Source organism: Rhizobium sp. WCS2018Hpa-16, from assembly GCF_031843705.1.
GTDB classification, from domain to species: Bacteria; Pseudomonadota; Alphaproteobacteria; order Rhizobiales; family Rhizobiaceae; genus Agrobacterium; species Agrobacterium tumefaciens_C.
The window spans coordinates 126,175-147,302 of the sequence record NZ_JAVTIX010000008.1; the positions used below are offsets into that span (position 1 = coordinate 126,175).

Sequence of the window (21,128 nt, forward strand, 5' to 3'; positions counted from 1 at the left end):
CGGGCGGATATTGGTCAAGAGAAACGCACTCTGTGGAGGGTGAAGGCTAAAATAGGGTGGAGACATGAACGCGCAAAAGGCACCAACGAACCTATCCCCAAATGTGATGAATGCCGACAGCATTGCCTGGATCAGGCTTTCGTCGATCTTCTTGCCGCTGAAGACGCCGATCAGCGACGCCAAGGTTTTGACCGGGCGACAGAAACCGCTCACCGAGGTGGCGTTCCTGTTTGCCGAGATCGAGACCAAAGATGGCCACAGCGGCATTGGCTTTAGCTATTCCAAGCGCGCGGGCGGGCCAGGTCAATACGAACACGCCAAGGAAATAGCCCATGTTCTCATCGGCGAAGATCCGAACGATATTGGGAAGCTTTGGAACAAGTTGTGCTGGGCTGGTGCGTCCGTTGGGCGTAGCGGACTTGCAGTGCAGGCGATCGCAGCCGTCGACGTCGCGCTTTGGGACCTCAAAGCCAAACGCGCCGGTCTGCCGCTTGCAAAGCTGCTTGGAGCCCATCGTGACAGCGTCCGGTGCTACAACACATCAGGCGGGTTTCTTTCCTCGCCAATCGAAGAAGTTCTCGACAATGTCGAGCAGTCAATTGCGGCAGGCATTGGCGGCATCAAGATCAAGGTCGGGCAGCCAGACATGAATATTGACCTCAAGCGTGTTGCGGCGGTTCACGAGCAAATTGGCGACCGCTCGGCGATGATGGTCGATGCAAACCAGCAATGGGATCGTCCAACTGCAATGCGCTTTGGGCGGCTGATGGAGCCTTATCATCTGACGTGGATCGAAGAGCCGCTGGATGCCTACGATATCGAGGGACATGCCGCGCTCGCAGCCCAGCTTGATACACCGATTGCAACCGGCGAAATGCTGGCGAGCGTGCTGGAGCATGTGGCCCTCATTCAAAACAATTCCGTTGACTTCATTCAGCCAGACGCGCCGCGCGTCGGCGGCATCACGCAGTTTCTGAAAATCTGTGCGCTTGCAGAAGCGAAAAAGCTGCAGCTAGCTCCGCATTTTGCAATGGAAATCCACCTGCATCTTGCCGCCGCTTATGAGCTTGAGCCCTGGGTAGAGCATTTCGATTGGCTTGATCCTTTGTTCAACGAGCGTTTGGAAATCAAAGACGGCAGGATGCTGGTGCCGAACCGGCCGGGTCTGGGTATCACGCTGTCGCAACAGGCCGGACAGTGGACGCGTGGAGTGGCAGAGTTCGGCAAGCGACCATAAGCTAACCATACTTCAGGCTGTCCCTCGGGCGACGATGTGGAAGTCGATGGTAATCATCGTTTCGACATTTGGGTCACCTTCGATTTTCCTGAGGATAGACCGTGCCGCCTGGGTGCCGATATCGCGGCGGTCGATCCGTATTGTGGTGAGCGGCGGATGGGTATGGGGTGCAAAGTCGAAGTCACCGAAGCCGATAATGGCGAGCTTATCGGGCATGCGGCATCCTCGTGCGTGCGCTTCTGCAAGGGCACCCTGGGCAACCACATCCGACGAGCAAAAGACGCCCAGCGTATCTTCGCCGCGAGTGAGGAGTTGCGCCATCGCAAGGCGTCCATCACGGAAGGTCGACGGGGAGCTCATGTCCAGCTCCGGAAGCTCGACATTTGCAATGCCCTTGAGGCGATTGACGAAGCCATCGCGACGTTGGACTGCGCGTGGGTCGTTGGCGCCGATCTGTGCATAGCGATCATAGCCACGGATGAGCAGATGCTCGGCGGCCATTGTGCCGACGCCATCGTGTGAAAAGCCGACCGCAGTATCGAGTGGCGAGGGTGTTGAATCCCAAATTTCGACGATCGGGAGGCCAGCACCTGTGAGCATGGCTCGGGTTTCCTTGAGATGGGTGATGCCGGTCAGGATAATGCCGTCGGGACGCCGGGCAAGGATGGCGCGGGTGAGCTCCAGCTCACGCTTGGCATCGTACCCGGATAAACCGAGTAGAAGCTGGTAACCAGCAGAGACCAGTTCGGCATTAAGGCCTTCAATGGTTTCGGCAAAGATAGTGCTGGCGACGGACGGAACAATTGCTGCGATCAGTCGGGTCTTTCTGGAGGCAAGGCCGCCAGCCAGAAGGTTCGGCACATACCCTGTTCGAGCGATGACCTTCTCGATCGCTTCCAAGGTTCGCGGTTTGACCAGTGCCGGGGTATTAATGGCGCGCGATACGGTAACGGGCGAGACGCCGGCTAGTTTGGCGATATCAGCGAGCGTTACCGGGCCACTGGTCGTGATGTGCCTTCGCTTGTCATAGTCAGCCATGATCATCGCTCCTGTTAAAAATGAGTTACGCTTTCATTTATAGCGTATTCAAGGGCTTCGATTATCAGAATGCCGCCAAACAGAATAACATATTGAATTTTAATTATAATAATTTTTCGCATCAAGGTTGCAGGCGAGGATTTTCACAGTAGAATGAAAGCGCTTCCATTTTACCGGTAGGAGGATACCGGGAGTGGACTAGCGGGGCCGGCCAGACGCCGGACAAGTGGAGGAATTGCTATGAACCTCAAACGTTTAACGACGTTTGCGGCCGCTATGGCCGTAATATGTGCATCCGGCCTCCAGCCGAGCCATGCGCAGGACTATCCAACCAAGACCGTAACCGTGGTCGTTCCATTCGCGGCGGGCGGCAATACGGACACTTTCGGCCGCCTCGTCGCGGAAGAACTCGACAAGCGGCTGGGACAGCGTTTCATCGTTGAAAACAAGCCGGGCGCTGGTGGGAACATCGGTCTTGGCGATCTCGCCCGTTCCAAGCCCGATGGCTATACCATCGGCATGGGCACGGTGAGCTCGAATGCCATCAACCAGACTCTTTACAAAAAACTGCCTTATGACAAGGAAAAGGGCTTCGCGCCAATTTCTCTGATCGCCAGCCTGCCGAACGTTCTGGTCGTCAACCCCGACAAGATCAAGGCCAACAATGTCGAGGAACTGATAGCGTTCCTGAAGACGGAGCCCGGTAAGCACACATACGCATCTTCGGGCGTGGGCACGTCGATCCACCTGGCGGGCGAGTTGCTAGCGACGAAGGCCGACATCAAGATCACTCATGTACCCTACAAGGGCAGCAGCCAGGCCATCCTCGATGTCGTCGCGGGACACGTTGATATGATGTTCGACAACATTCCCACGGCCGCCCAGCAGGTGAAAGCCGGCAAGGTCAAGGCGTTGGCCGTCACCAGCCTGGAAAAGGCCGCTCTCTTGCCCGACGTACCAACCATGGCGAGCGTCATTCCCGGCTTCGACGCGACCTCCTGGCACGGCCTCTTCGCGCCTCCCGGCACGCCACCGGAAATCGTCGAAAAGCTCAGCAAGGAAGTGCAGGCGATCATCGCCGAGCCGGCAATGCAGGAAAAGCTCAAGGCGATGGGCGTGACGCCGGTCGGTAATACGTCTGCCGAATTCCAGGTCTTCATTGACAAGGAAACAGCAAAGTGGGCCGACGTCATCAAGGCGGCCAACGTGCCGCTGCAGTGAGGTAATCTGTCGGCCGGGGACTAGTCGTCGGCCGGCACGTCTTTCACACGCGAGTATCATGCATGCTGAAAATTAGAAATGGCCGCGACTTCGTTGGCGGTGTGACAATGATCTGCGTCGGACTGCTTTTTTTATGGTTCGGTCGGGAACTGGAAGTCGGAGACTCTTTTCGGATGGGTCCGGGCTATTTCCCGACGATGCTGAGCCTCATTCTGTTGATGATCGGCGCTATGATCATCGTTCAGTCGCTTATGGTTGATGCTGAAGACAGCGAGCCGGAGGTGTGGAACTGGAAGGCGTACAGCCTGGTAATCGCAGCGCCGATAGGCTTCGGGCTGCTATTGTCCGGTCTCGGTCTCGCTCCTACCATCGTGCTGCTGATAGCCGGGGTGGGGGCGGCGAGCCGTTATGCCAACTGGCGTCATTCGATCCTGCTCGGCCTCTTTCTGGCCGTCTGTTCTGTGCTGGTGTTCACGAAACTTCTGTCGCTTCCTGTTAGCGCCTTCGGCCCTTGGGTGCCCTTCATCGGCGACCTCACTTAACGCTCGCCAGCCAGCCGACGAAACCGGATTGGATTACTTATGGATATCTTCTCTAACCTCTGGCTGGGTGCCTCGACAGCATTCATGCCGATGAACCTGTTCTACGGCTTTGTCGGCTGTCTTTTGGGCACCGCGATCGGCGTTCTGCCGGGGCTCGGACCGACCGCGACCATCGCCATGCTTTTACCGATCACCTTCGGTCTGCCGCCGGAATCCGCACTCATCATGCTGGCCGGCATCTTCTATGGGGCCCAGTATGGAGGCTCGACCACAGCCATTCTCATCAACCTGCCGGGTGAGAGCTCATCCGTCGTCACTGCGATCGACGGTTACCAGATGGCGCGCAATGGCCGAGCGGGCGCGGCGCTTGCGACAGCGGCTCTCGGCTCCTTCTTCGCCGGAACGGTGGCGACCATCCTGCTCGCCGTCGCAGCCCCGCCACTTGCCGCGGTGGCACTTAATTTTGGGCCGGCGGAATATTTCTCGCTGATGGTCCTCGGCCTTGTGGCGTCGGTGGCGCTTGCCAGCGGATCGTTGCTGAAAGCGTTTGCGATGATTGTTTTCGGACTTGTGCTGGGGACGATTGGGACGGATGTCGAAAGCGGTACGCCCCGTTATGTGTTCGACATCCCGGAACTCTACGATGGTTTAAACTTCGTCGCAGTCAGCATGGGCATATTCGGGATATGCGAGATCCTGCGCAATTTGGAGAACGAGCAGGAGCGTTCGGTCGGGGTCAAGAAGGTAACCGGCTTGATGCTGACGAAAGAGGATTTGAAGCGGATCATCGCGCCCGTCCTGCGCGGCACTGCGCTTGGCTCGTTCCTCGGCGTATTGCCGGGGGGCGGGGCGATGCTTGCCTCGTTCGCCTCCTATGCGATGGAAAAGCGGATATCCCCGAACCGGGCCGAATTCGGCAAGGGCGCTATAGAGGGCGTTGCCGCACCGGAATCAGCGAACAATGCTGGAGCGCAGACGTCGTTCATTCCGATGCTGACACTTGGTATTCCTGGCAATCCTGTCATGGCACTGATGGTGGGGGCGATGATCATCCAGGGTATCACACCCGGACCAAACGTTATTTCCGACGAGCCTGAACTGTTCTGGGGCATGATCGTCTCGATGTGGTCGGGCAATCTGATGCTCGTGATCCTCAACCTCCCGCTTATCGGACTTTGGGTGCGCATGCTGACCGTACCCTATCATTTGCTGTTTCCGGCGATCATCACCTTCTGCTGCATCGGTGCCTACAGCATCAACAACAGCGTCTTTGACGTCTTTGTCATGGCAGGCTTCAGCATCGTTGGTTTCGCGCTCACCAAGATGCGCTTCGAGCCCGCGCCGCTTTTGCTTGGGTTTATTCTCGGGCCGATGCTGGAAGAGAACCTGCGCCGCGCGATGCTCATTAGCCAGGGCGATCCGTCAATCTTTCTGCGTAGCCCCCTCAGTCTGTCATTGCTGGTGTTCGCCGTCGTGGTGCTAGCACTCGTGCTGGCGCCGAGTATCCGCCGGAAACGTGAGGAGGCTTTCACAGAATAACCGATTTTGGCACTGTAAACTTAAATCAGTGACGCCATTCTAAGCGCGTGAGGTTCTGGCTTATGCGGCTTCAAGACGTGCGGTTTGGCGCAATGCTAGCATAGCTGCTGATCAAAGTTCGCGGTGGTGCGCAGATTGAATATCATGGCGGGGAAAGTTAAAGCCTCAAAATCGACACATCTCACAGCTCTGCCCAACTGGGCCATCATGGGAAGTGGGCGCGCTCAGATCTCTGGGTACAAGGCAGATGCATGCGAAAATGAAGGGTATACTCTGTAGATGAATGCGCTGCAAAACGCATGAATCATTTGATGGGTATCAGAGAAACTTTCGCTTCCAATCTGCGGGAAATTCGCTTGAAACGAGGTCTTTCGCAGGAAGAGCTCGCGCACCGCGCGGACATTCACCGCACCTATGTCAGTTCACTGGAAAGATGCCAGTATTCTGCGACAATCGATATGGTCGAGACACTCGCGCGGATCCTCGAGGTCGAGCCCGCCGATTTGCTGAAAGCGAGATCGGCCATCTAGCGATGAAAGCCGATCTTACGTCCGCTGTGAAACGAGGGAGCTCGATAAACCCTTCACCATCAGTTGGTGTCGTAATAGCCGACATCTTCCGAAATCCTGATGGCCGTGCCGAATTGCGCGCACTGTTGCTGAAACCTCTGCAGGATCCGCTGCCCGTCCTCGCCAGTGGCAATCTCTGGCGCGAGGCGCTGGTCGAGCGCTTCGTTCTTCAACCCTTCGGGACCGCCTATGATAACCGGATGAAAGGCAATTCCAGTCAATGAGCCAATCTCGTTGAATGTGCATAAGCCAATCACGCTTTCCCAAACCTCACGGGCGGTCCATTTGGATTTGCCCGGACGAATGTGAAAGACGAAATTTCCAAGACTGTAGAAGATCGGTTTCCCCTGATAAATCTCCAACGGCTGCAGAACGGGAGCGCCGTGGCTGACGAACATGTCGGCACCCGCATCTATGCACTGTCTGGCTACAGAACCGACCCATCCGGGGACCTGATACCAGTCGGACGCCCAATGATGATGGTGGAGATAGGCCACCACAAGGCAATCGCTGGTGGCAGCAGCTGTGATCGCGGCAAGATTTCTGGCCAGGTCGTCCGGATCGATTTTCACATTCCGGCCGAACGTCTCCGAGCGTCTGAAGAGCCCACGAGCAAGTGCGATCTCCGAGAGGTCGTCGACCATTGGCTTGTCGTCTGGCTGACTGTCATTGCCGAGATCCATGCTGGTGTAGCCGACTTTGTCCCGGATCGCCGCGAGTTGTTCGAAAGCATGCGTATCCACGTCGATGATCTGGGTCAGTTTCAGTCGGTTGATGCCGGGTCGCTCGGGTCGGCCCGGAGCTGCATCCGCTGCGTACATAAAATCAGGCCCCGGCCCACCATCCATGGCCACCAAGGCGATCTTTCGACCAGCGACGGACCCAAGCCCGGACCGTGCCGCAGCCGTCCGGTTGCGACCAATACCGGCATGGAGAAAGCCGCGCCTCTCGACCTCCTCGAGCGTCGAAAGGATGCCGGGCGAGCCGAGATCGTACGCATGGTTGTTCGACAGGGATAGTCCATGGAACCCGAGCGACTGGAGAGTATCGAGGACGACGGGTTGGCTGCTGCCAAAAAATGAGCCCTTCATCGGCCATCCGCCATGGCTACCGAAGATCGTGCTCTCGAAATTGGTGAATGCAAAGTCCGATTTGCTAAGTGTCTTGCGCACTGCCTCGAAGCCAGGGGTTTCGAGAGTGCGAATGTCGTGTTTGATCAGCGACTGGCCGGTTACTGCGACCGTGAAGGGATTCGTCATGTCATGTGTTCCTGCATGATGGAAAGGAGCGAAGTTTTGGTTGGCACAGAACTCGAATTGGAGGTCCGGCCGGTCTGAGGTCAGTGCGTGAACCGCAAGGGGCGGGCGTCAATAAGCCGCCGCGTGTAGGGATTGTCCGACTGGGAGAATATGAAATCCGTGGGGCCGGAATCTTCCACGATGCCATCCTTGAAAATATAGATCGCATGGCAGAGGTCCTGAACGAGGGCCAGGTCGTGAGAGATGAACAGCATCGACAACCCGCGCTCGCGAACGGTTTCCTTGAGAAGGGTGACGATCTCGGCTTGAACCGAGACGTCTAGCGCCGAGGTTGGCTCGTCGGCGACGATAATGCTGGGTCTTGCGAGAAGGGCGCGTGCGATGCAGACCCTCTGCTTCTGGCCACCCGATAGTTGATGCGGAAAACTCTTCAATAGGATTTTCGGCAGGCCCAGCCGGTCCATGAGATCGCCGACCTCGTGAGCATATGACTTCGATCCCCGGTTGCCGGATCGAACGCTTTCTTCAAGCGCGGAGCCGACCGACATGCGAGGATTGAGTGACATTGCGGGGTCCTGGAATATCATCTGAACCTGTCCCAACAGACCGCTTTTGCGACCTGATCGGGAAATATCGAAACCTGCACCATCGATTTCGAGTGTTCCCTGATTGGCTGTCTCAAGACCCGCGACAATGCGTCCGATCGTGCTCTTGCCACTGCCGCTTTCTCCGACGATCCCGGTAATGGCACCGCGCTTGATCTCGATGGTAACGTCCCGGAGCGCAAATGACTGCCGACCGCTTCGGGGCCATGGCAGGCTGCGGCGAGCGAATGTCTTGGTCACGCCTTTGACTGACAGGACGGAGCGAGGACCAACCGGTCCGGCTGGATCAATGCCGTCTCCAGCCGGTTCCGCACCATGAAAAAGCACAGGCGGCTGGTGGACGCCCGAAAGGCGCAAGCGCGGAACGGCGGCGAGGAGATCGCGGGTGTAAGGTTCGGCTGGCGCGTCGAGGATCGAGGATGTCGCGCCCTGTTCGACAACCTTGCCGTGGCGCATGACGACGACCCTGTCTGCGATCTCCGAGATCACGCCCATGTCATGCGTGACAAGAATGATAGAGACCGTTGTCTCATCCGTCAGTTTTCGCAACAGGGCGAGGATCTGTTTTTGGACGGTCGCATCGAGAGCAGAGGTTGGTTCGTCCGCAACGATAATGTCCGGCTTGCCAGCCAATGCGATCGCGATCACGATTCTTTGGCGCTGTCCGCCGGAGAACTGGTGTGGATACTGACTGTATCGGGCCGCCGGATCCTGGATACCCACACGCTCCATGAGGTCAAGCGCGTGGGCTCTGGCCTGTCGAGCGGTGAGACTACGATCCAGCGCCTGGATCGTTTCGACGATCTGCGAACCGACGCACATCAAAGGGTCGAGTGAGGCCGTGTGATCCTGAAATATCGCCGAAATCCGGCGTCCTCTGAACATCATTCGGTCTTTGTCGCTCATTTCATCGAAGGCCTGTCCCCGAAAAAGAATTCGACCACCAGTCTGCTTAAACCCTGGAGCGAGCAAACCAAGCACGGCATTGCCGAGCGTCGATTTGCCTGCGCCGGATTCGCCGATCAGGCCGAGGATTTCACCTGCACGAAGCTCGAAAGAGACGTCCCGCAGGATTGTCGTCGAGGTGTCGGCCAGTTGATGCTTCAAGGTAAGATTGCTGACCACGAGCAGGGGAGATTGATTCTGGTCCTGTTCCATTCATCGGCTCCTTGGATCGAGCCGCCGGCGCATGTCTTCGCCGACGAAATTGATGCTTGCGATAAGACCGAACAGCGCCAGCCCCGGGAAAAGGCTGATCCAGTATTGGCCGGTGAGGAGATACTGAAATCCATTCGCAACGGCCGAGCCCAGGGACGGTTTGTCGATGGGAACACCAAGGCCCAGGAATGACAGCGTGGCTTCAAGGGCGACCGCATGGCCGAGCTCGATCGGGATCAGTGTGATTGCCGGCGCAATGCTGTTCGGCAAAAGATGACGCAGCCCGATCCGGAGCGGAGACAGTCGCAGAAGGCGCGCAGCATCCAGATATGATTTGCTCGCTTCGGTCATCGCCACAGCGCGTGTGACGCGTGCATAGGTCGCCCATTGAACGATGACCAGTGCAAGAATGATGCGATCGATGCCGGGCCCGAGGGTCACGATGGCGATCAGCGCGACAAGGATTGTTGGAAGACTGAGTTGCAGATCGACAACCCGCATGATGAGCGCATCGATCCACCGGTTGGAATATGCCGCGGTGACGCCCGCGGTTACTCCAATTAAGGCCGCAAGAGCCGTGCTGGTAACGGCGACGAACAGGCTGATCTGCAGTCCGTAGAGAACGGTGCTGAAAATGTCGCGTCCGAGCCCGTCTGTCCCCAGAAGATAGGTGTAGCCAACGCTGCTGGCGGCTCCTGGAGGTGAAGACGACTCCCATGCGAAAATCTGCAAAGGGTCATAGGGGTTTTGAGGTGCGATGAGCGATGCCGCAAGCGCCAGTAGAATATAAGCGGCGAGGAGCGCCATCGGGAAGCTGATACGGGATAGAACGGGACGCTTCCACAAAGCGCGCAGCGTGTCGGTTTTCATGGGGTTCCCTTTCATGCGCTGCGGCGTGTGCGCGGATCGAGCACGACGTAGAAGAGGTCGACGAGTGCGTTGAGCCCGACGAAAGCAATCGAGATGAAGGTGAGGGTGGCCATGACGACTGGCCGGTCGAGAAGCTGGATTGAGTCAATCAATAGTTTTCCGACACCCGGCCAGTTGAATATGGACTCGACCACGACGGCAAAGGCCAGCATCCCACCAAACTGCATGCCAATGATCGTCACGATCGGAACGCTGATATTCGGTAGCGTGTGTCGGAACAGGATCCGTCGGGACGACAGGCCCTTCGCTTGGCAAAACCGCGTGAAATCCTGTGTCTCGACTTCGATCGTTCCGGACCGCGTTAGCCTTGCAATCAAAGCAATGTTGGGGAGCGCGAGCGCAAGTGCTGGTAATGTCAGATTCCAAAGACCATCGAGCGTCAAGAAACTCCACTGCGCGCCGAACAAGGCGGCTGTGGAGCCTCGGCCACCGGACGGGAACCAGCCCGTCAGAATGGCACCCACCAGAATGAGCATCATGCTCAGCCAGAAGGATGGAACGCTCAGCGCAATAACGCTTCCGTGGAGGATCGCACGGTCGATTGGCTTTCCTTTCCGGCGGCCTGCAAGCAATCCCAGAAGCACTCCGCCGGGCGCTGCAATCGACATCGCGACGATTGCCAGCTCAAGGGTTGCGGGCAACTTGCTCATCACCAGTTCGAACGCCGGGAGGTGATAGATATACGATGTCCCGAAATTGCCGCTCAGAACGTTTCCGATGAAGAGGAAATATTGATGCCAAAGGGGCTGATCCAGTCCCAGCGCGATCGTCGCCATTTCGATGTCCTTGGCTGTCGCGGTCTCGATGTTGACGAGATTGAAGACAGGATTGCCGACACTGTGAATGCCGATGAAGCCAATGAGCGACATGACGAGGAGGAGAAGAAAGGCTTGTGACAGCCTTCCAATAATTGTCGATACCATCTGCGCTGCCCTCACTCGGTTCGTGAGGCGGCCTGCATGGCCATTGTCCAGCCACGCGGATGCACAGTGTAGGACCCGACTTTCGGCCCGTGTCCGACGATCAGATGGTAGTGGTAAAGCGGAATGGTTGGATAGTCGGTCATGACGAATTCCGTCGCGCGTGCCAGAGCCTCGTGACGACCCGGCCCTTCTTCCATCGTCTTCGCTTTGACCAGCATTTCGTCGAAGGCGTTGTTCTCATAGTGACCGTAATTGAGCGAGCCGGTGCCCCGTGCCGCAGGACGCCATCCAGGCAAAGTGTGACCGCTTCTCCAGAGCAGCCGCCGTACCAGACAGGGTACTCGCCGTTAGACCGCTTCGTCATGAAAACGGAGAAGGGTGAGACGACAGGCTGGACCGTGACACCGACACGAGCCCAGTTCTGGGCAATCGACTGCAGCGACTCCGCATCGCCGGGATAACGCCCACCGGGACCTGCCAGCACGACATTGAAGCCGTCGGGATATCCGGCCTCTGTCAAGAGAGCCTTGGCCCCGGTATAGTCGGGCGGGGTGACTTTCAGTCTATCCGACGTTCCCGCCAGGCCCGGTGGAAAAAGCTGTGCAGCGGCGGTGCCATAACCGGACAGGATCCGATCGGTGATGAATGACCGATCCGTCGCCATTGTCAGCGCCTGACGAACGCGCTTGTCGCGGAAGGGATTACCGATAGGCTTTCCGTCCTTGCTTGTTACACCTGGAGGCTGATCGCTCGCGATATCGAACTGGACGAAATTCGACCGGGACGCCGCTGTGCTGTCAATTTCGATCTTGCGTGCCTTGAGACCCTCGACATCTCGTGCCGGAATGAAGTCTGCGAGATCAACATCACCGGTCGTGAGTGCAGCCACGCGCGCAGCCGGGCTTTCGATGATGCGGAAGGTGACATCAGACCACGCCGGAGCACCACCCCAGTAACCTGGATTGTTCGATAGCGTCAGACGTTCACCGGACTGCCACGCCTTGAATTTGTAAGGGCCGGTTCCATTGGGCTGCACACCTGCATTCATTTCCTCGGTGGTGGCAAAACCGTTCGCCTTATGCGGGAGGATGAACAACGTGGTCATCTGCAAGGGAAGGGTGGGTGCCTCTCCATTTGTTTCGATGACGACGGTCATCGGTTCCGGTGCTGTTACGGACTTGATCGGCTTGGTGTAGCCCTGGAACCCACCACTTGGAGGCTTCAGGAAATCACGAACGCGCTCGATCGAATAAATGACGTCCTGAGCGGAAAAGGCGGAGCCATCGTGAAACCGAACACCGTTGCGGAGTTTGAACTCCCACTGGGTCGGGGACAGGCGCTTCCATGATACAGCAAGGGCCGGCTGGGGATTGAGATGCTCATCCTGTCGAACGAGGCGCTCATAAATATGAGCCAGCAACGCGTTGTTTTCATTGAGATCCGCATAGTGGGGATCGAGAGTCATCAGTTTAAGCTGCGTGCCGACCCGCAATTCCTCCGCAAAGGCGGCGGTGATCCCGACAAATCCAGCGGAGGTAGCGGTGGCGATTGCCAAAGCCAGGAGAGGTGGGCGGAATCCTTCTAGAAATTGCATTAGGTCGTTCCCTTCTTTTGATTTCTTCGACTTCGTTGCTGGCAGTAAGTTTTCACGGCGCAGGTCGTCCTTCCCATGGTGCGCCTTGCACATCGCGGGTCAGAAACTTCATGAATTGCATTGTATGCTCTGTCGTTGTATACTCTACATTACACAACGTATTGCTCATGAAAAGTGCAAATTCCGAAAAAATTGCACGAACGTTTTAAAATCGGCAGTTGATCGGGTGTAGGGAACTGCCCTGTCTCGTTAGACTCGTAACCAGACAGAGATTATCGAGCGTTGAGACTTACCGGGCACAGGTCTCCTTTGAGAAAACACCATGCATTGCGAGAATATCGATCAGGACTGACCTGATCTGAGGCCAAGGAAACTCGTTACTGTCTGGTCGGGGGGAGCCGCGTTCCAAAATACAGTGGAGCTTTGCGGCGACGGCGACGGTTGTCATCCCTGGTGCTTGCGAGAGATTGAGGGCCAAACGCTCCTCTACGAGAGATGCCTCGTCCTCCGCGCGCTTTGCGCGGCTGTAGCCGAGAGACTCGTCCACAGCCTCCCACTGCTTGTGCTTGGCAAGCAAATCTGCCTCTGCTTTTGCTCGGGCGACTGTAAAGTCATTTCCTTTCAATCGGTCCTGAATCTCGGAGATCGAGGAGGTGATGAAAGGCGTGGCGCTATTCGGCAAGATAACTTCCACCTGAAGCGCTGGTGCCGTGCACATCAATTGGCTTTCGAGCTTCTGCTGAGCTCGTCCAAAAGCAGCAAGTTCGTGAAAAGCACGGTTCCATGCATGCCATTTCGTCAGGACGCCATCGCGTAAGCTCGGCGACCAGAGCTCCTGGTCAGAAAAATTGTTGAACAGGAACCATTCCGCGGTCTGCAGAGAGTTTCTGCACGTGATTGCCGGCAAAGTTCTGCTATTCTCAGAATCAGCCATGATCCGAGCTCCATACAGCTAGGTGTGGTTAGGTCACATCCGGTGGCTCAAACACTGGGTGTGACCGAGTGAACGAAAATATTGCATATGAACGAAAATGTTTCAATGAGAAAACATAGAAAATGAGCGAAATAACTGGAGCTCAAATTCGAGCAGCGAGAGCGCTGCTCCGATGGACGGCTGAATATCTTGCCGAGTCGGCCAGCGTGGGAGTCTCTACAATTCGGCGCGCCGAAATGGATAACGGAATCCCGGCGATCACACCGGCAAATTTGAAGCTCATAAAGATGACGCTCGAAGCGGATGGAATTGAGTTCATCCCAACCAATGGCGGTGGTGTAGGCGTGAGGTTCAAGAACCCGTAACACCAGAATCGAGACGAGTTTGTTTGCGAACCCTTGGCTTAGACCTCCCAGAGGATCGAACTCTCGATCGTGCGCGTTTGCGATGGTTATCAGACAAAAAGCTTTCGCTGCCATATAGCCCGCACGGACTAGCCACTGTCAGCCAGCAATGACCTGCTGCAAGGCGACGGCCAGCGCCTTCATAGCAACAGGCTTTCGCACGACCGGGACCCCGGCGAAGCGATCAGGAATACTCACGCTGTCGCGGTAGCCCGTTGCAAACACATACGGCACTTTTCGGCGCTCCAGTTCGACAGCGACATCCTCCGATGAAGTAGAGCCTAGATTGAGGTCGAGCACGGCGCAGGCCGGAACTGTCTCTGCAATCTTGTCGAGAGCAGCGTCCACGTCGGCAGCCACAACGACCTCCGAAGCGCCCATGGTCCGTAGCAGTTCCTCCGTATCCATCGCGATCAGCGCCTGGTCCTCCACCAGCAAAACCCTGAGGCCAGCCAAGATTTCTTCATTCATGATCTGATCAGGATTTTGGCTAACAATACGCTCCGTGACGGCATGAAGATGTTTTCCGGGAACGATGAACCGGGCACGAAGACCTTCCCGCGCAAAGTCGATGTCGACCGATCCGCCGAGATCGTGAGAGATCGTCTTCTCAATCAGGCTCGTTCCAAAGCCCTGTCGGGTGGGTGGCTCGACCTCCGGGCCCCCGCTTTCGATCCAGGTAAGTTCGCAATCGCCACAAACGCCGATCTGCCATGCGATTTCGAGCTTACCAGAAGGCACTGACAAACTGCCGTATTTGGCTGAGTTCGTCATCATTTCGTGAAGCAGAAGCGCGAAGACCCCGAAAGCCCGCTCGGTGAGCCCGACCGGATCACCACCGATTGTGATCCTGTCCGGCATCTGCGCGAAACGATGCATGCCCGCTTCGGCTTCGATGAGACCGCGCAGTTCGCCACCATCCGCGCCAGCGAATGACTGGTCGTGGGCAAAAGACAGTGCCCGGAGCCTTCCTTCAAATGATGTCGCGTAGTCATCGACAGACAGGGCGTTGGCTCCGGTCTGCGTCGCTATGGACTTCACCAAGGCGAGAATGTTCTTGACGCGATGATTGAGCTCCGAATTAAGCAGCTTTCTCTGCTCCTCAGTCTTTCCGCGCTGCTCCTCGGTAGCGTCATTGTGGGAGAGCATTACATCCCGGACATATCCACGAATAGCATCCGCGACGACGAGGTCAGCATCTGTCCAAGGTATGGATTTGTACCGAACATCCTCACGCCAGGTCTCGAAGCTTCCACGCGGTGTCAAACGCTCACCCGACCCGGTAATTTCGACATTCTTGCGAGGCTCGCCAGCCCATTCGATCTGATGTGCCTCCTCGCTGCGGAAGAAGACAAGGAAGTCCCGAGCGGATACGGAAATCGGGATGGCGAGCACGCCGGCGACGCGGGAGCCGTACGCACTTTCGTTTCCGGTCTCTGTCCGGAGATCCTGCGTCTCCCATATGTTTCGGCCTGCCTTGCGCGCGACAAGTTCCATGAGGGAAGGAACCTCTAACTCCGGGGGAGCGACACCGAATGACGACCATTCCCCGTGCGTCCACAAGCCAGCACCGTCGCTTGCGATCAGCGAGGCGAATTCGCGCAGTCGGGTTCGCAGGGTGAGTTCGACCGGGCTTGCCGGATCCACACCAGAAATGATGGCATCGAGACGAGCCCGTATGCCTATGGCCGCGGCTTTCTGGGTCCGGTGCTCGATTGTTGCCACGTGGAGAGAGAAATATTGAGCAAATAGTTCCGTCGCGACCCGAAGCGGGATCGAGAGGTGTTTCGGCGTATTGTGATGACAGGCAATCAGCCCCCACAGTTCGCCATCAACCACCACCGATATCGACATCGACGCCGCTACGCCCATGTTCTTCAGGTATTCACAATGGATCGGCGACACGCTTCTCAGATGGGCGAACGAGAGGTCAACCGGAGCATCACCGTCAGCGATCTTGGGCTGCAATGGCACCGGAACAAATGAAACATCACCGATAACCCGAACCCAGTTTCGCACGTAGAGTTCTCGTGCCTGCACCGGAATATCGGACACCGGAAAATGCTGTCCCATGAAGGTCTCGAGAGAAGGGGCTTTCGCTTCCGCAACGACGCGACCGGCACCGTTGTGGAGGAAGCGATAGACCATGACGCGATCGTAACCGAGCGTGGCCCTGATGAGGCGCGCGGTGGCTGAAAAAAGGCCTTCGAAATTTTTCTGTGCGTCGACCCGCCTCATCAGTGTTTGAGTGAGGTGAAGTGCGACTTCCGTGTCTTCCGCAGAAGCAGGCGGCTCGAATTCAAGAAAGGTGCGCCTTGCGTATCGGTGGACTGTGATATCGGCTTTAACGCCGCTCTCACCCAGGTCGGCTTTAAGAACCACGCCTGCGATCTGGCCAACTCCGGACTTCGCCACCGCGTTCGCGATATCGTGCGCCACGCGCCAGCCGACGACGTCGGCAAGCTCAGCTCCTTTGTAGTCACGGTTGGTGTCGCCGAGGAATTCATTGATGTTGCCGGAGACAAAGGACACGCGATTTGTCTCGTCGTCCACGACGACCATGGCACCATGAGGCTGGATGCTGCCGGGAATGTGAATGGGTTCCCGATCGCAGTTCGTCAGGTCTACCTTGGTTCTGTCATAACTCAACGTCAGATGCTCGCTTTCAGGGAGAATGCGTGGAACGCTTACCTTCTGCCACACAATCCAAGCCGCATCGACTACGAACCCTTGGGAAATTCAGATCAGCCAAGAAGTGATTTTCGTAATGTCTTCGAGATGGATTTTGTAGAAAATCGCATGGAAACGATGACCCGTGGGATTTTGTTCCGTTCGTGGAAGCATGAAACGCTTTTTTTGCTGTCGGAGTTGAAACCTTTTGAGAGATTTCGAGTTACAAACGCGAAGAAGCTGCGGTGTTAAACGGAACTCGGTTAATCTCGGCGGATATTGGTTGGATTGGTGTCTGCAAGCGCCGACACATTGCGCTGCCTCCCCAGAGGCAGACGGGGTAAATGAGCACTTGAAAACACCAGACAGTCCTACCGATTTTGCTGCAATCCTCATGGGGATGCCACAGCCCTACTTAGTTCTCGACGTTGATCTCGTGATCGTCGGAGCTTCTGATGCCTATCTGAGCCTAACCCAGCGTACCAGAGAGGACATCGTCGGCCGCAACATTCTCGAGGCATTCCCGGAAAATCCGGATGCAGTCGGCACTGTCGAGCAAGGCCCACTAGAGGTCTCGCTACGACACGCTTTCTCCCAGGTAGACCACACGAGATGGCTGTCATCCAATACGACATCCCACTGCCTGGCGGTGGCTTCGTTCAGAAGTTCTGGACACCGATCCACACTCCTGTTGTCGGAGAGGATGGCGCTATCCGGTACATCATTCAGAATCCCATGGATGTCACTGACAGCGTCGTTCGGCAGCGAGAGGCGGATGCGCGATTGCGCGTTGCTCTTCACGCCGCAGACCTCGCGTCGTGGGAGTATGAGCCCGAGACCGACATGTGGCGCAGAAGCCACGCGGTCGACGTGATGTTTGGCTTTTCCCCCGGAGGTGGCGGGCCAGTCGCCGAGCCCTTCTTCGCGAGAATGGATACCGACGATCTCGAGCGTGTTAGCGAGGTGATCAGCAGTGTCATTGGTTGTCCGGATCAGACCGCGATGAACTTCGACTACAGGATCAATCTTCCCGACGGCGACATCAGATACATTGCCTCACGCGGCGAAGTTCTGAGGACATCGACGGGAAAGGTCAGGATGATTGGTGTTCTGATGGACGTGACTGCCGACCGGAAACGAGAGGCGGAGCTATCCAGTGCTCTCAACGCTCTTGAGCGTTTGCTTTCCGAAGTGAACCACCGTGTAAAGAACAGTCTCCAGCTCGTAGTGAGCACGCTCCGCTTGCAAGCCCGCAGACTTGAAGAACCCGCGGCGCTAGAGGCGTTCAACCAGGCCATTTCCCGGGTTCGAGCGATCATCTCAGTGCATGAACGGCTGTACAGAACGGAAAATTCTCTGAGTGTCGACATGGTCGATCACATCAGTAGGCTTTGCCTGGATCTCGCTAGCTCACCCAGGACACGACAGATAATTGTCGAAGCAGAAGATCTTTCGCTCCCGACCGAGCGCGCGATCCCGCTTTCTGTCATCCTCAACGAATTGCTGAGTTCGCCGATCAAAACCACATCGAAGTCCGATGGCCCTGTCATCGTATCGCTCCGTGAGGTTTCCGACGGGCTGATGGAGCTTGAAATCCGTGATCCTGACGCGGCAAGCCGAGGTCCTTCAGTGCTGTCGGATCTGTCGTTCAAGCTTGTAACGAGCATGGCTACGCAGATCGACGGGCAGCTTCATTACCATCCGGACGCAACGGCACATAAGCTAGCCGTGACTTTTCCACGGGAGCGCGCCTGATGCCTCTCCGTATCATGATCGTCGAAGACGAAATGCTTCTTGCGCTCGATCTCGAGGACATGCTTCTCGACGCGGGCTACGACGTTGTCGGTCAAGCATCGCACATGCAACAGGCTATCGCGCTTGCAGATCAACATGGCGGCAATGTGGATGTTGCTATCATGGATGTAAATCTTGCTCGCGGTACCAACGGGGTCGAGACAGCGGCGGCTTTGCGGGAGCGCTGGAACATCCCGTCGCTGTTCGTCAGCGGAAACCTTGATGAGCGCACCCGGGAAGCCGCACTTCCTCTCCAGCCTCTCGGTTTCGTGGGTAAACCCTATTCCGAGAGGGAAGTGCTGAGCTCGCTCGGGCAACTCGTTGTCATCCGCTGACATTTGCTTCCACGTCGCGTGTCGACAAACTGGTCACAGAACTTTTGCTTTTAAAGAAACGCATTTTCTTGCATAATTGCGCGCTAAAATACGGCTCGTATCGGAAGGCATTGGTCGATGGATCAACGGACCAGACCCTCAACGCCCCTCGCGTCGCTGTCCAAAGTTTGGGCGAAGATCGCGCGTGCTCGTACCACCGAGGCTGCGATCAAAACGCTCCGCGATACCGCCCGGTCGGTGATAGGGTGTGACGGCATTGCGATCATCCTCAAAGATGGCGACCTCTGTCATTATGTAGAAGAGGATGCCATCGGCTCGTTGTGGAAAGGTCAGAAGTTTCCATCAGTTGCCTGTGTCAGCGGTTGGTCGATGATGAACAGGGCGACGGCCGTCATTCCTGACATTGGACAGGACGACCGTATTCCTTACGAACTCTATGCGGGCACCTTCGTAAGGGCGATGGCGATGGCACCCATCCGGATGGAAAATCCAGTCGGCGCGATCGGTGCATACTGGTCACAGCCTTATACTCCAGCGGATTGGGAAGTGGAGGTGCTCGAGGCCCTCGGGGAAGCCACCGCTACCGCATTTGAGAACGCAGCTTTCGTAGAGTCCGTGAACTCGTCGCGGATGCCCGCAAAGAATGAAGTAGAGACGTTGGCTGGCGAGTTCGCACACGACATTGAGCGCATATCTGGGATCGCCGCCGTGCCGACCATGCTTGACGTCGTGTTGCGGATGACGGGTATGGGTTTCGCCGCCGTCGCGCGCGTCACCGAGAACCGCTGGGTTGCCTGCCAGGTTCTCGATCCGGTCGGCTTCGGACTAAAGCCTGGTGATGAGCTGCCGCTGGAAAGCACTCTCTGCAACGAGATCCGCGGTCATCGGCAGACCATCGTCTTCGATGACGCGGTCGAAGATTCTCAGTACCGCGATCATCACACGCCACGCATCTACGGGCTGCGGAGCTACATCTCCGAACCGATCATCCTGGAAAACGGCGCGTTCTGGGGAACCCTGTGCGCTATCGATCCAAACCCGGCCAAGGTCAAAAACCCGGAAGTGATGGGCGCATTCAAACTGTTTGCCGAACTGATAGCCCACCATCTTGATGCTGGGACACGTCTTGAAATTACCAGAGCCGCCCTGGAACAGGAAAGGGAACTATCCGAACTGCGAGAGCAGTTCATTGCTGTTCTCGGACACGATCTTCGCAACCCGATAGCTGCGGTAGATGCTGGCACGTCCCGTCTTCTGAAAGAGGGGTGGACTGAACGAAGCCCGGTGATCCTCAAGCTCATGAAGGCTAGTCTTTCCAGGATGTCGGGTCTTGTGGAAAACGTGATGGACCTCGCGCGGGCTCGCATGGGCAGCGGACTTGTTCTTTCTACGTCTCTGAACGATCTTGCTGAAACCATCCGACACGTCGTTGATGAGGTGGTCCTGGCCAATCCGGCGAGACAGATCAATGTGTCGATCGAGATAGAGAAGGCCGTCGCAGTCGACCACGATCGGATAGCGCAGATGGTGTCAAATCTCGTCGCCAACGCTGTCACGCACGGCGCAGAGGACAAAGCTGTCGAAATCAGAGCGCAGTTGGAAAATGATGAGCTCGAAATTTCCGTCACCAATGGTGGGGAGCCCATCGAGGTATCTCAGATCGACAAGCTCTTCCTGCCGTTCAGACGAGGTGAGGGGAAGTCAGGGACGCAGGGCCTCGGCCTCGGCCTGTATATCGCTTCTCAGATCGCCCGGGCTCACGGGGGTCGGATCGATGTTCGCTCCGATCCAGCCGAAACTTGCTTTACTTTCAGAATGCCAATTTCAACGGCCCCGTGAGCTGTCTGAGACAATCGCTTTGACGACACCAGCCGCTCCAGATGATTGACGACGCGCGTGTGTCTATGCATGCAGAGCAAAATGGAAACATGTCGTCGGTCAACCCCTAGCGGGAGGAACTCAAAATGGGGGGGCGTGCCGAGGTGTCGGACCCAAACGGTGCGGTCGACGTGCTTCTCACTGCGGTCCACGGCAAGCGGTTGTTATGGCCTTGCCTTCGCGTGAAAATCATAAGCGATATCCAGACCATCTGATGTGTTGGGAACTTCCGCGATGGTTTTTGGTTAGATTTGCGAGATTGCGGTGTGTCAATCGGACACGACAGAGATGGTGAATGTAGCGGTTTTTCCGATTTCTCGCTGCAGGCAACGAAACGCCAGACGAGCGCCCAACCTGTCCACCGCTTTCTCGCTTTGGCCTTCAATTCGCGTCATCTCAGCCGCTATTGCGATCACCGACATCTTCCAGGCAGGGGAACCGCGTTCCGCAGTGATCGCCATTTGGGTGGCAAAGGCGCTCGCACCCCATCGCCAGCCG

16 protein-coding genes and 2 pseudogenes are annotated in these 21,128 nt (G+C 56.8%); 10 read left to right on the forward strand and 8 right to left on the reverse strand.

What is annotated here, in order from left to right; genetic code table 11:
- Positions 1 to 64: 64 nt before the first annotated feature.
- The gene (locus RQI55_RS20090) at positions 65 to 1,237 is read left to right on the forward strand and encodes an L-talarate/galactarate dehydratase (protein WP_311273361.1); all 1,173 of its coding nucleotides are present in this window, start codon (positions 65 to 67) and stop codon (positions 1,235 to 1,237) included.
- 12 nt (positions 1,238 to 1,249) lie between these two features.
- Here the strand turns inward: RQI55_RS20090 and RQI55_RS20095 are convergent, their stop codons facing one another.
- Complete coding sequence (locus RQI55_RS20095) at positions 1,250 to 2,275, reverse strand: LacI family DNA-binding transcriptional regulator (RefSeq protein ID WP_311273362.1); 1,026 nt, start codon at positions 2,273 to 2,275, stop codon at positions 1,250 to 1,252.
- 240 nt (positions 2,276 to 2,515) lie between these two features.
- Here RQI55_RS20095 and RQI55_RS20100 point away from each other — a divergent pair, with 240 nt between their 5' ends.
- From RQI55_RS20100 to RQI55_RS20115, 4 genes are all read left to right on the forward strand, one after another.
- A complete protein-coding gene (locus RQI55_RS20100; protein ID WP_042615818.1) occupies positions 2,516 to 3,496 on the forward strand; it encodes a tripartite tricarboxylate transporter substrate binding protein in 981 nt (326 codons plus the stop codon).
- A gap of 62 nt (positions 3,497 to 3,558) precedes the next feature.
- Complete coding sequence (locus RQI55_RS20105) at positions 3,559 to 4,038, forward strand: tripartite tricarboxylate transporter TctB family protein (RefSeq protein ID WP_052496703.1); 480 nt, start codon at positions 3,559 to 3,561, stop codon at positions 4,036 to 4,038.
- A 39-nt stretch (positions 4,039 to 4,077) separates the two neighbouring features.
- Positions 4,078 to 5,577, forward strand: coding sequence for a tripartite tricarboxylate transporter permease (locus RQI55_RS20110; protein WP_311273363.1), 1,500 nt, complete (start codon positions 4,078 to 4,080; stop codon positions 5,575 to 5,577).
- A 311-nt stretch (positions 5,578 to 5,888) separates the two neighbouring features.
- Complete coding sequence (locus RQI55_RS20115; protein WP_042615896.1) at positions 5,889 to 6,107, forward strand: helix-turn-helix domain-containing protein; 219 nt, start codon at positions 5,889 to 5,891, stop codon at positions 6,105 to 6,107.
- A gap of 59 nt (positions 6,108 to 6,166) precedes the next feature.
- On the opposite strand, the gene RQI55_RS20120 is transcribed toward RQI55_RS20115, so the two are convergent.
- From RQI55_RS20120 to RQI55_RS20145, 6 genes and pseudogenes are all read right to left on the reverse strand, one after another.
- The gene (locus RQI55_RS20120; RefSeq protein ID WP_311273364.1) at positions 6,167 to 7,405 is read right to left on the reverse strand and encodes a CapA family protein; all 1,239 of its coding nucleotides are present in this window, start codon (positions 7,403 to 7,405) and stop codon (positions 6,167 to 6,169) included.
- An 80-nt stretch (positions 7,406 to 7,485) separates the two neighbouring features.
- The gene (locus RQI55_RS20125) at positions 7,486 to 9,168 is read right to left on the reverse strand and encodes an ABC transporter ATP-binding protein (RefSeq protein ID WP_311273365.1); all 1,683 of its coding nucleotides are present in this window, start codon (positions 9,166 to 9,168) and stop codon (positions 7,486 to 7,488) included.
- Positions 9,169 to 10,038 (reverse strand): ABC transporter permease, encoded by an 870-nt coding sequence (locus tag RQI55_RS20130; RefSeq protein WP_311273366.1) that lies wholly within the window; start codon positions 10,036 to 10,038, stop codon positions 9,169 to 9,171. It abuts the gene before it with no gap.
- 11 nt (positions 10,039 to 10,049) lie between these two features.
- The gene (locus tag RQI55_RS20135) at positions 10,050 to 11,021 is read right to left on the reverse strand and encodes an ABC transporter permease (RefSeq protein WP_192067526.1); all 972 of its coding nucleotides are present in this window, start codon (positions 11,019 to 11,021) and stop codon (positions 10,050 to 10,052) included.
- A gap of 11 nt (positions 11,022 to 11,032) precedes the next feature.
- Positions 11,033 to 12,615 (reverse strand): annotated as a pseudogene (locus RQI55_RS20140) (ABC transporter substrate-binding protein).
- Positions 12,616 to 12,904: 289 nt separating this feature from the next.
- Positions 12,905 to 13,549: a hypothetical protein gene (locus RQI55_RS20145; RefSeq protein WP_311273367.1), complete on the reverse strand. Its 645-nt coding sequence runs from the start codon at positions 13,547 to 13,549 to the stop codon at positions 12,905 to 12,907.
- 122 nt (positions 13,550 to 13,671) lie between these two features.
- On the opposite strand from RQI55_RS20145, the gene RQI55_RS20150 reads away from it, so the two are divergent.
- Positions 13,672 to 13,914 carry a helix-turn-helix transcriptional regulator gene (locus RQI55_RS20150; protein WP_067650325.1) on the forward strand — a complete coding sequence of 81 codons (243 nt, stop codon included), beginning with the start codon at positions 13,672 to 13,674 and terminating at the stop codon, positions 13,912 to 13,914.
- Positions 13,915 to 14,052: 138 nt separating this feature from the next.
- Here the strand turns inward: RQI55_RS20150 and RQI55_RS20155 are convergent, their stop codons facing one another.
- Complete coding sequence (locus tag RQI55_RS20155) at positions 14,053 to 16,602, reverse strand: HWE histidine kinase domain-containing protein (RefSeq protein ID WP_311273368.1); 2,550 nt, start codon at positions 16,600 to 16,602, stop codon at positions 14,053 to 14,055.
- Between the two features lie 373 nt (positions 16,603 to 16,975).
- Between RQI55_RS20155 and RQI55_RS24275 the strand changes: the two are divergent.
- The 4 genes and pseudogenes from RQI55_RS24275 to RQI55_RS20170 form a co-directional block, all read left to right on the forward strand.
- A pseudogene (locus RQI55_RS24275) lies at positions 16,976 to 17,170 on the forward strand (PAS domain-containing protein); the annotation flags it as partial.
- 65 nt (positions 17,171 to 17,235) lie between these two features.
- Positions 17,236 to 18,378 carry a histidine kinase dimerization/phosphoacceptor domain -containing protein gene (locus RQI55_RS20160; RefSeq protein ID WP_311273369.1) on the forward strand — a complete coding sequence of 381 codons (1,143 nt, stop codon included), beginning with the start codon at positions 17,236 to 17,238 and terminating at the stop codon, positions 18,376 to 18,378.
- Complete coding sequence (locus RQI55_RS20165; RefSeq protein ID WP_192067533.1) at positions 18,378 to 18,752, forward strand: response regulator; 375 nt, start codon at positions 18,378 to 18,380, stop codon at positions 18,750 to 18,752. The genes RQI55_RS20160 and RQI55_RS20165 overlap by 1 nt, the downstream gene beginning before the upstream one ends.
- A 117-nt stretch (positions 18,753 to 18,869) precedes the next feature.
- Entirely contained in the window at positions 18,870 to 20,591 is a 1,722-nt protein-coding gene (locus RQI55_RS20170; protein WP_311273370.1) for a GAF domain-containing sensor histidine kinase, read from the forward strand.
- Positions 20,592 to 21,128 lie beyond the last annotated feature (537 nt).

Bases quoted from the DNA above. Each gene is read 5' to 3' on its own strand.
- RQI55_RS20110 (WP_311273363.1), top strand. From the start codon at position 4,078: ATGGATATCTTCTCTAACCTCTGGCTGGGTGCCTCGACAGCATTCATG.
- RQI55_RS20170 (WP_311273370.1), top strand. From the start codon at position 18,870: ATGGATCAACGGACCAGACCCTCAACGCCCCTCGCGTCGCTGTCCAAA.
- RQI55_RS20090 (WP_311273361.1), top strand. From the start codon at position 65: ATGAACGCGCAAAAGGCACCAACGAACCTATCCCCAAATGTGATGAAT.
- RQI55_RS20115 (WP_042615896.1), top strand. From the start codon at position 5,889: ATGGGTATCAGAGAAACTTTCGCTTCCAATCTGCGGGAAATTCGCTTG.
- RQI55_RS20135 (WP_192067526.1), bottom strand. From the start codon at position 11,021: ATGGTATCGACAATTATTGGAAGGCTGTCACAAGCCTTTCTTCTCCTC.
- RQI55_RS20100 (WP_042615818.1), top strand. From the start codon at position 2,516: ATGAACCTCAAACGTTTAACGACGTTTGCGGCCGCTATGGCCGTAATA.
- RQI55_RS20120 (WP_311273364.1), bottom strand. From the start codon at position 7,405: ATGACGAATCCCTTCACGGTCGCAGTAACCGGCCAGTCGCTGATCAAA.
- RQI55_RS20095 (WP_311273362.1), bottom strand. From the start codon at position 2,275: ATGGCTGACTATGACAAGCGAAGGCACATCACGACCAGTGGCCCGGTA.
- RQI55_RS20160 (WP_311273369.1), top strand. From the start codon at position 17,236: ATGGCTGTCATCCAATACGACATCCCACTGCCTGGCGGTGGCTTCGTT.
- RQI55_RS20145 (WP_311273367.1), bottom strand. From the start codon at position 13,549: ATGGCTGATTCTGAGAATAGCAGAACTTTGCCGGCAATCACGTGCAGA.
- RQI55_RS20130 (WP_311273366.1), bottom strand. From the start codon at position 10,038: ATGAAAACCGACACGCTGCGCGCTTTGTGGAAGCGTCCCGTTCTATCC.
- RQI55_RS20150 (WP_067650325.1), top strand. From the start codon at position 13,672: ATGAGCGAAATAACTGGAGCTCAAATTCGAGCAGCGAGAGCGCTGCTC.
- RQI55_RS20165 (WP_192067533.1), top strand. From the start codon at position 18,378: ATGCCTCTCCGTATCATGATCGTCGAAGACGAAATGCTTCTTGCGCTC.
- RQI55_RS20105 (WP_052496703.1), top strand. From the start codon at position 3,559: ATGCTGAAAATTAGAAATGGCCGCGACTTCGTTGGCGGTGTGACAATG.
- RQI55_RS20125 (WP_311273365.1), bottom strand. From the start codon at position 9,168: ATGGAACAGGACCAGAATCAATCTCCCCTGCTCGTGGTCAGCAATCTT.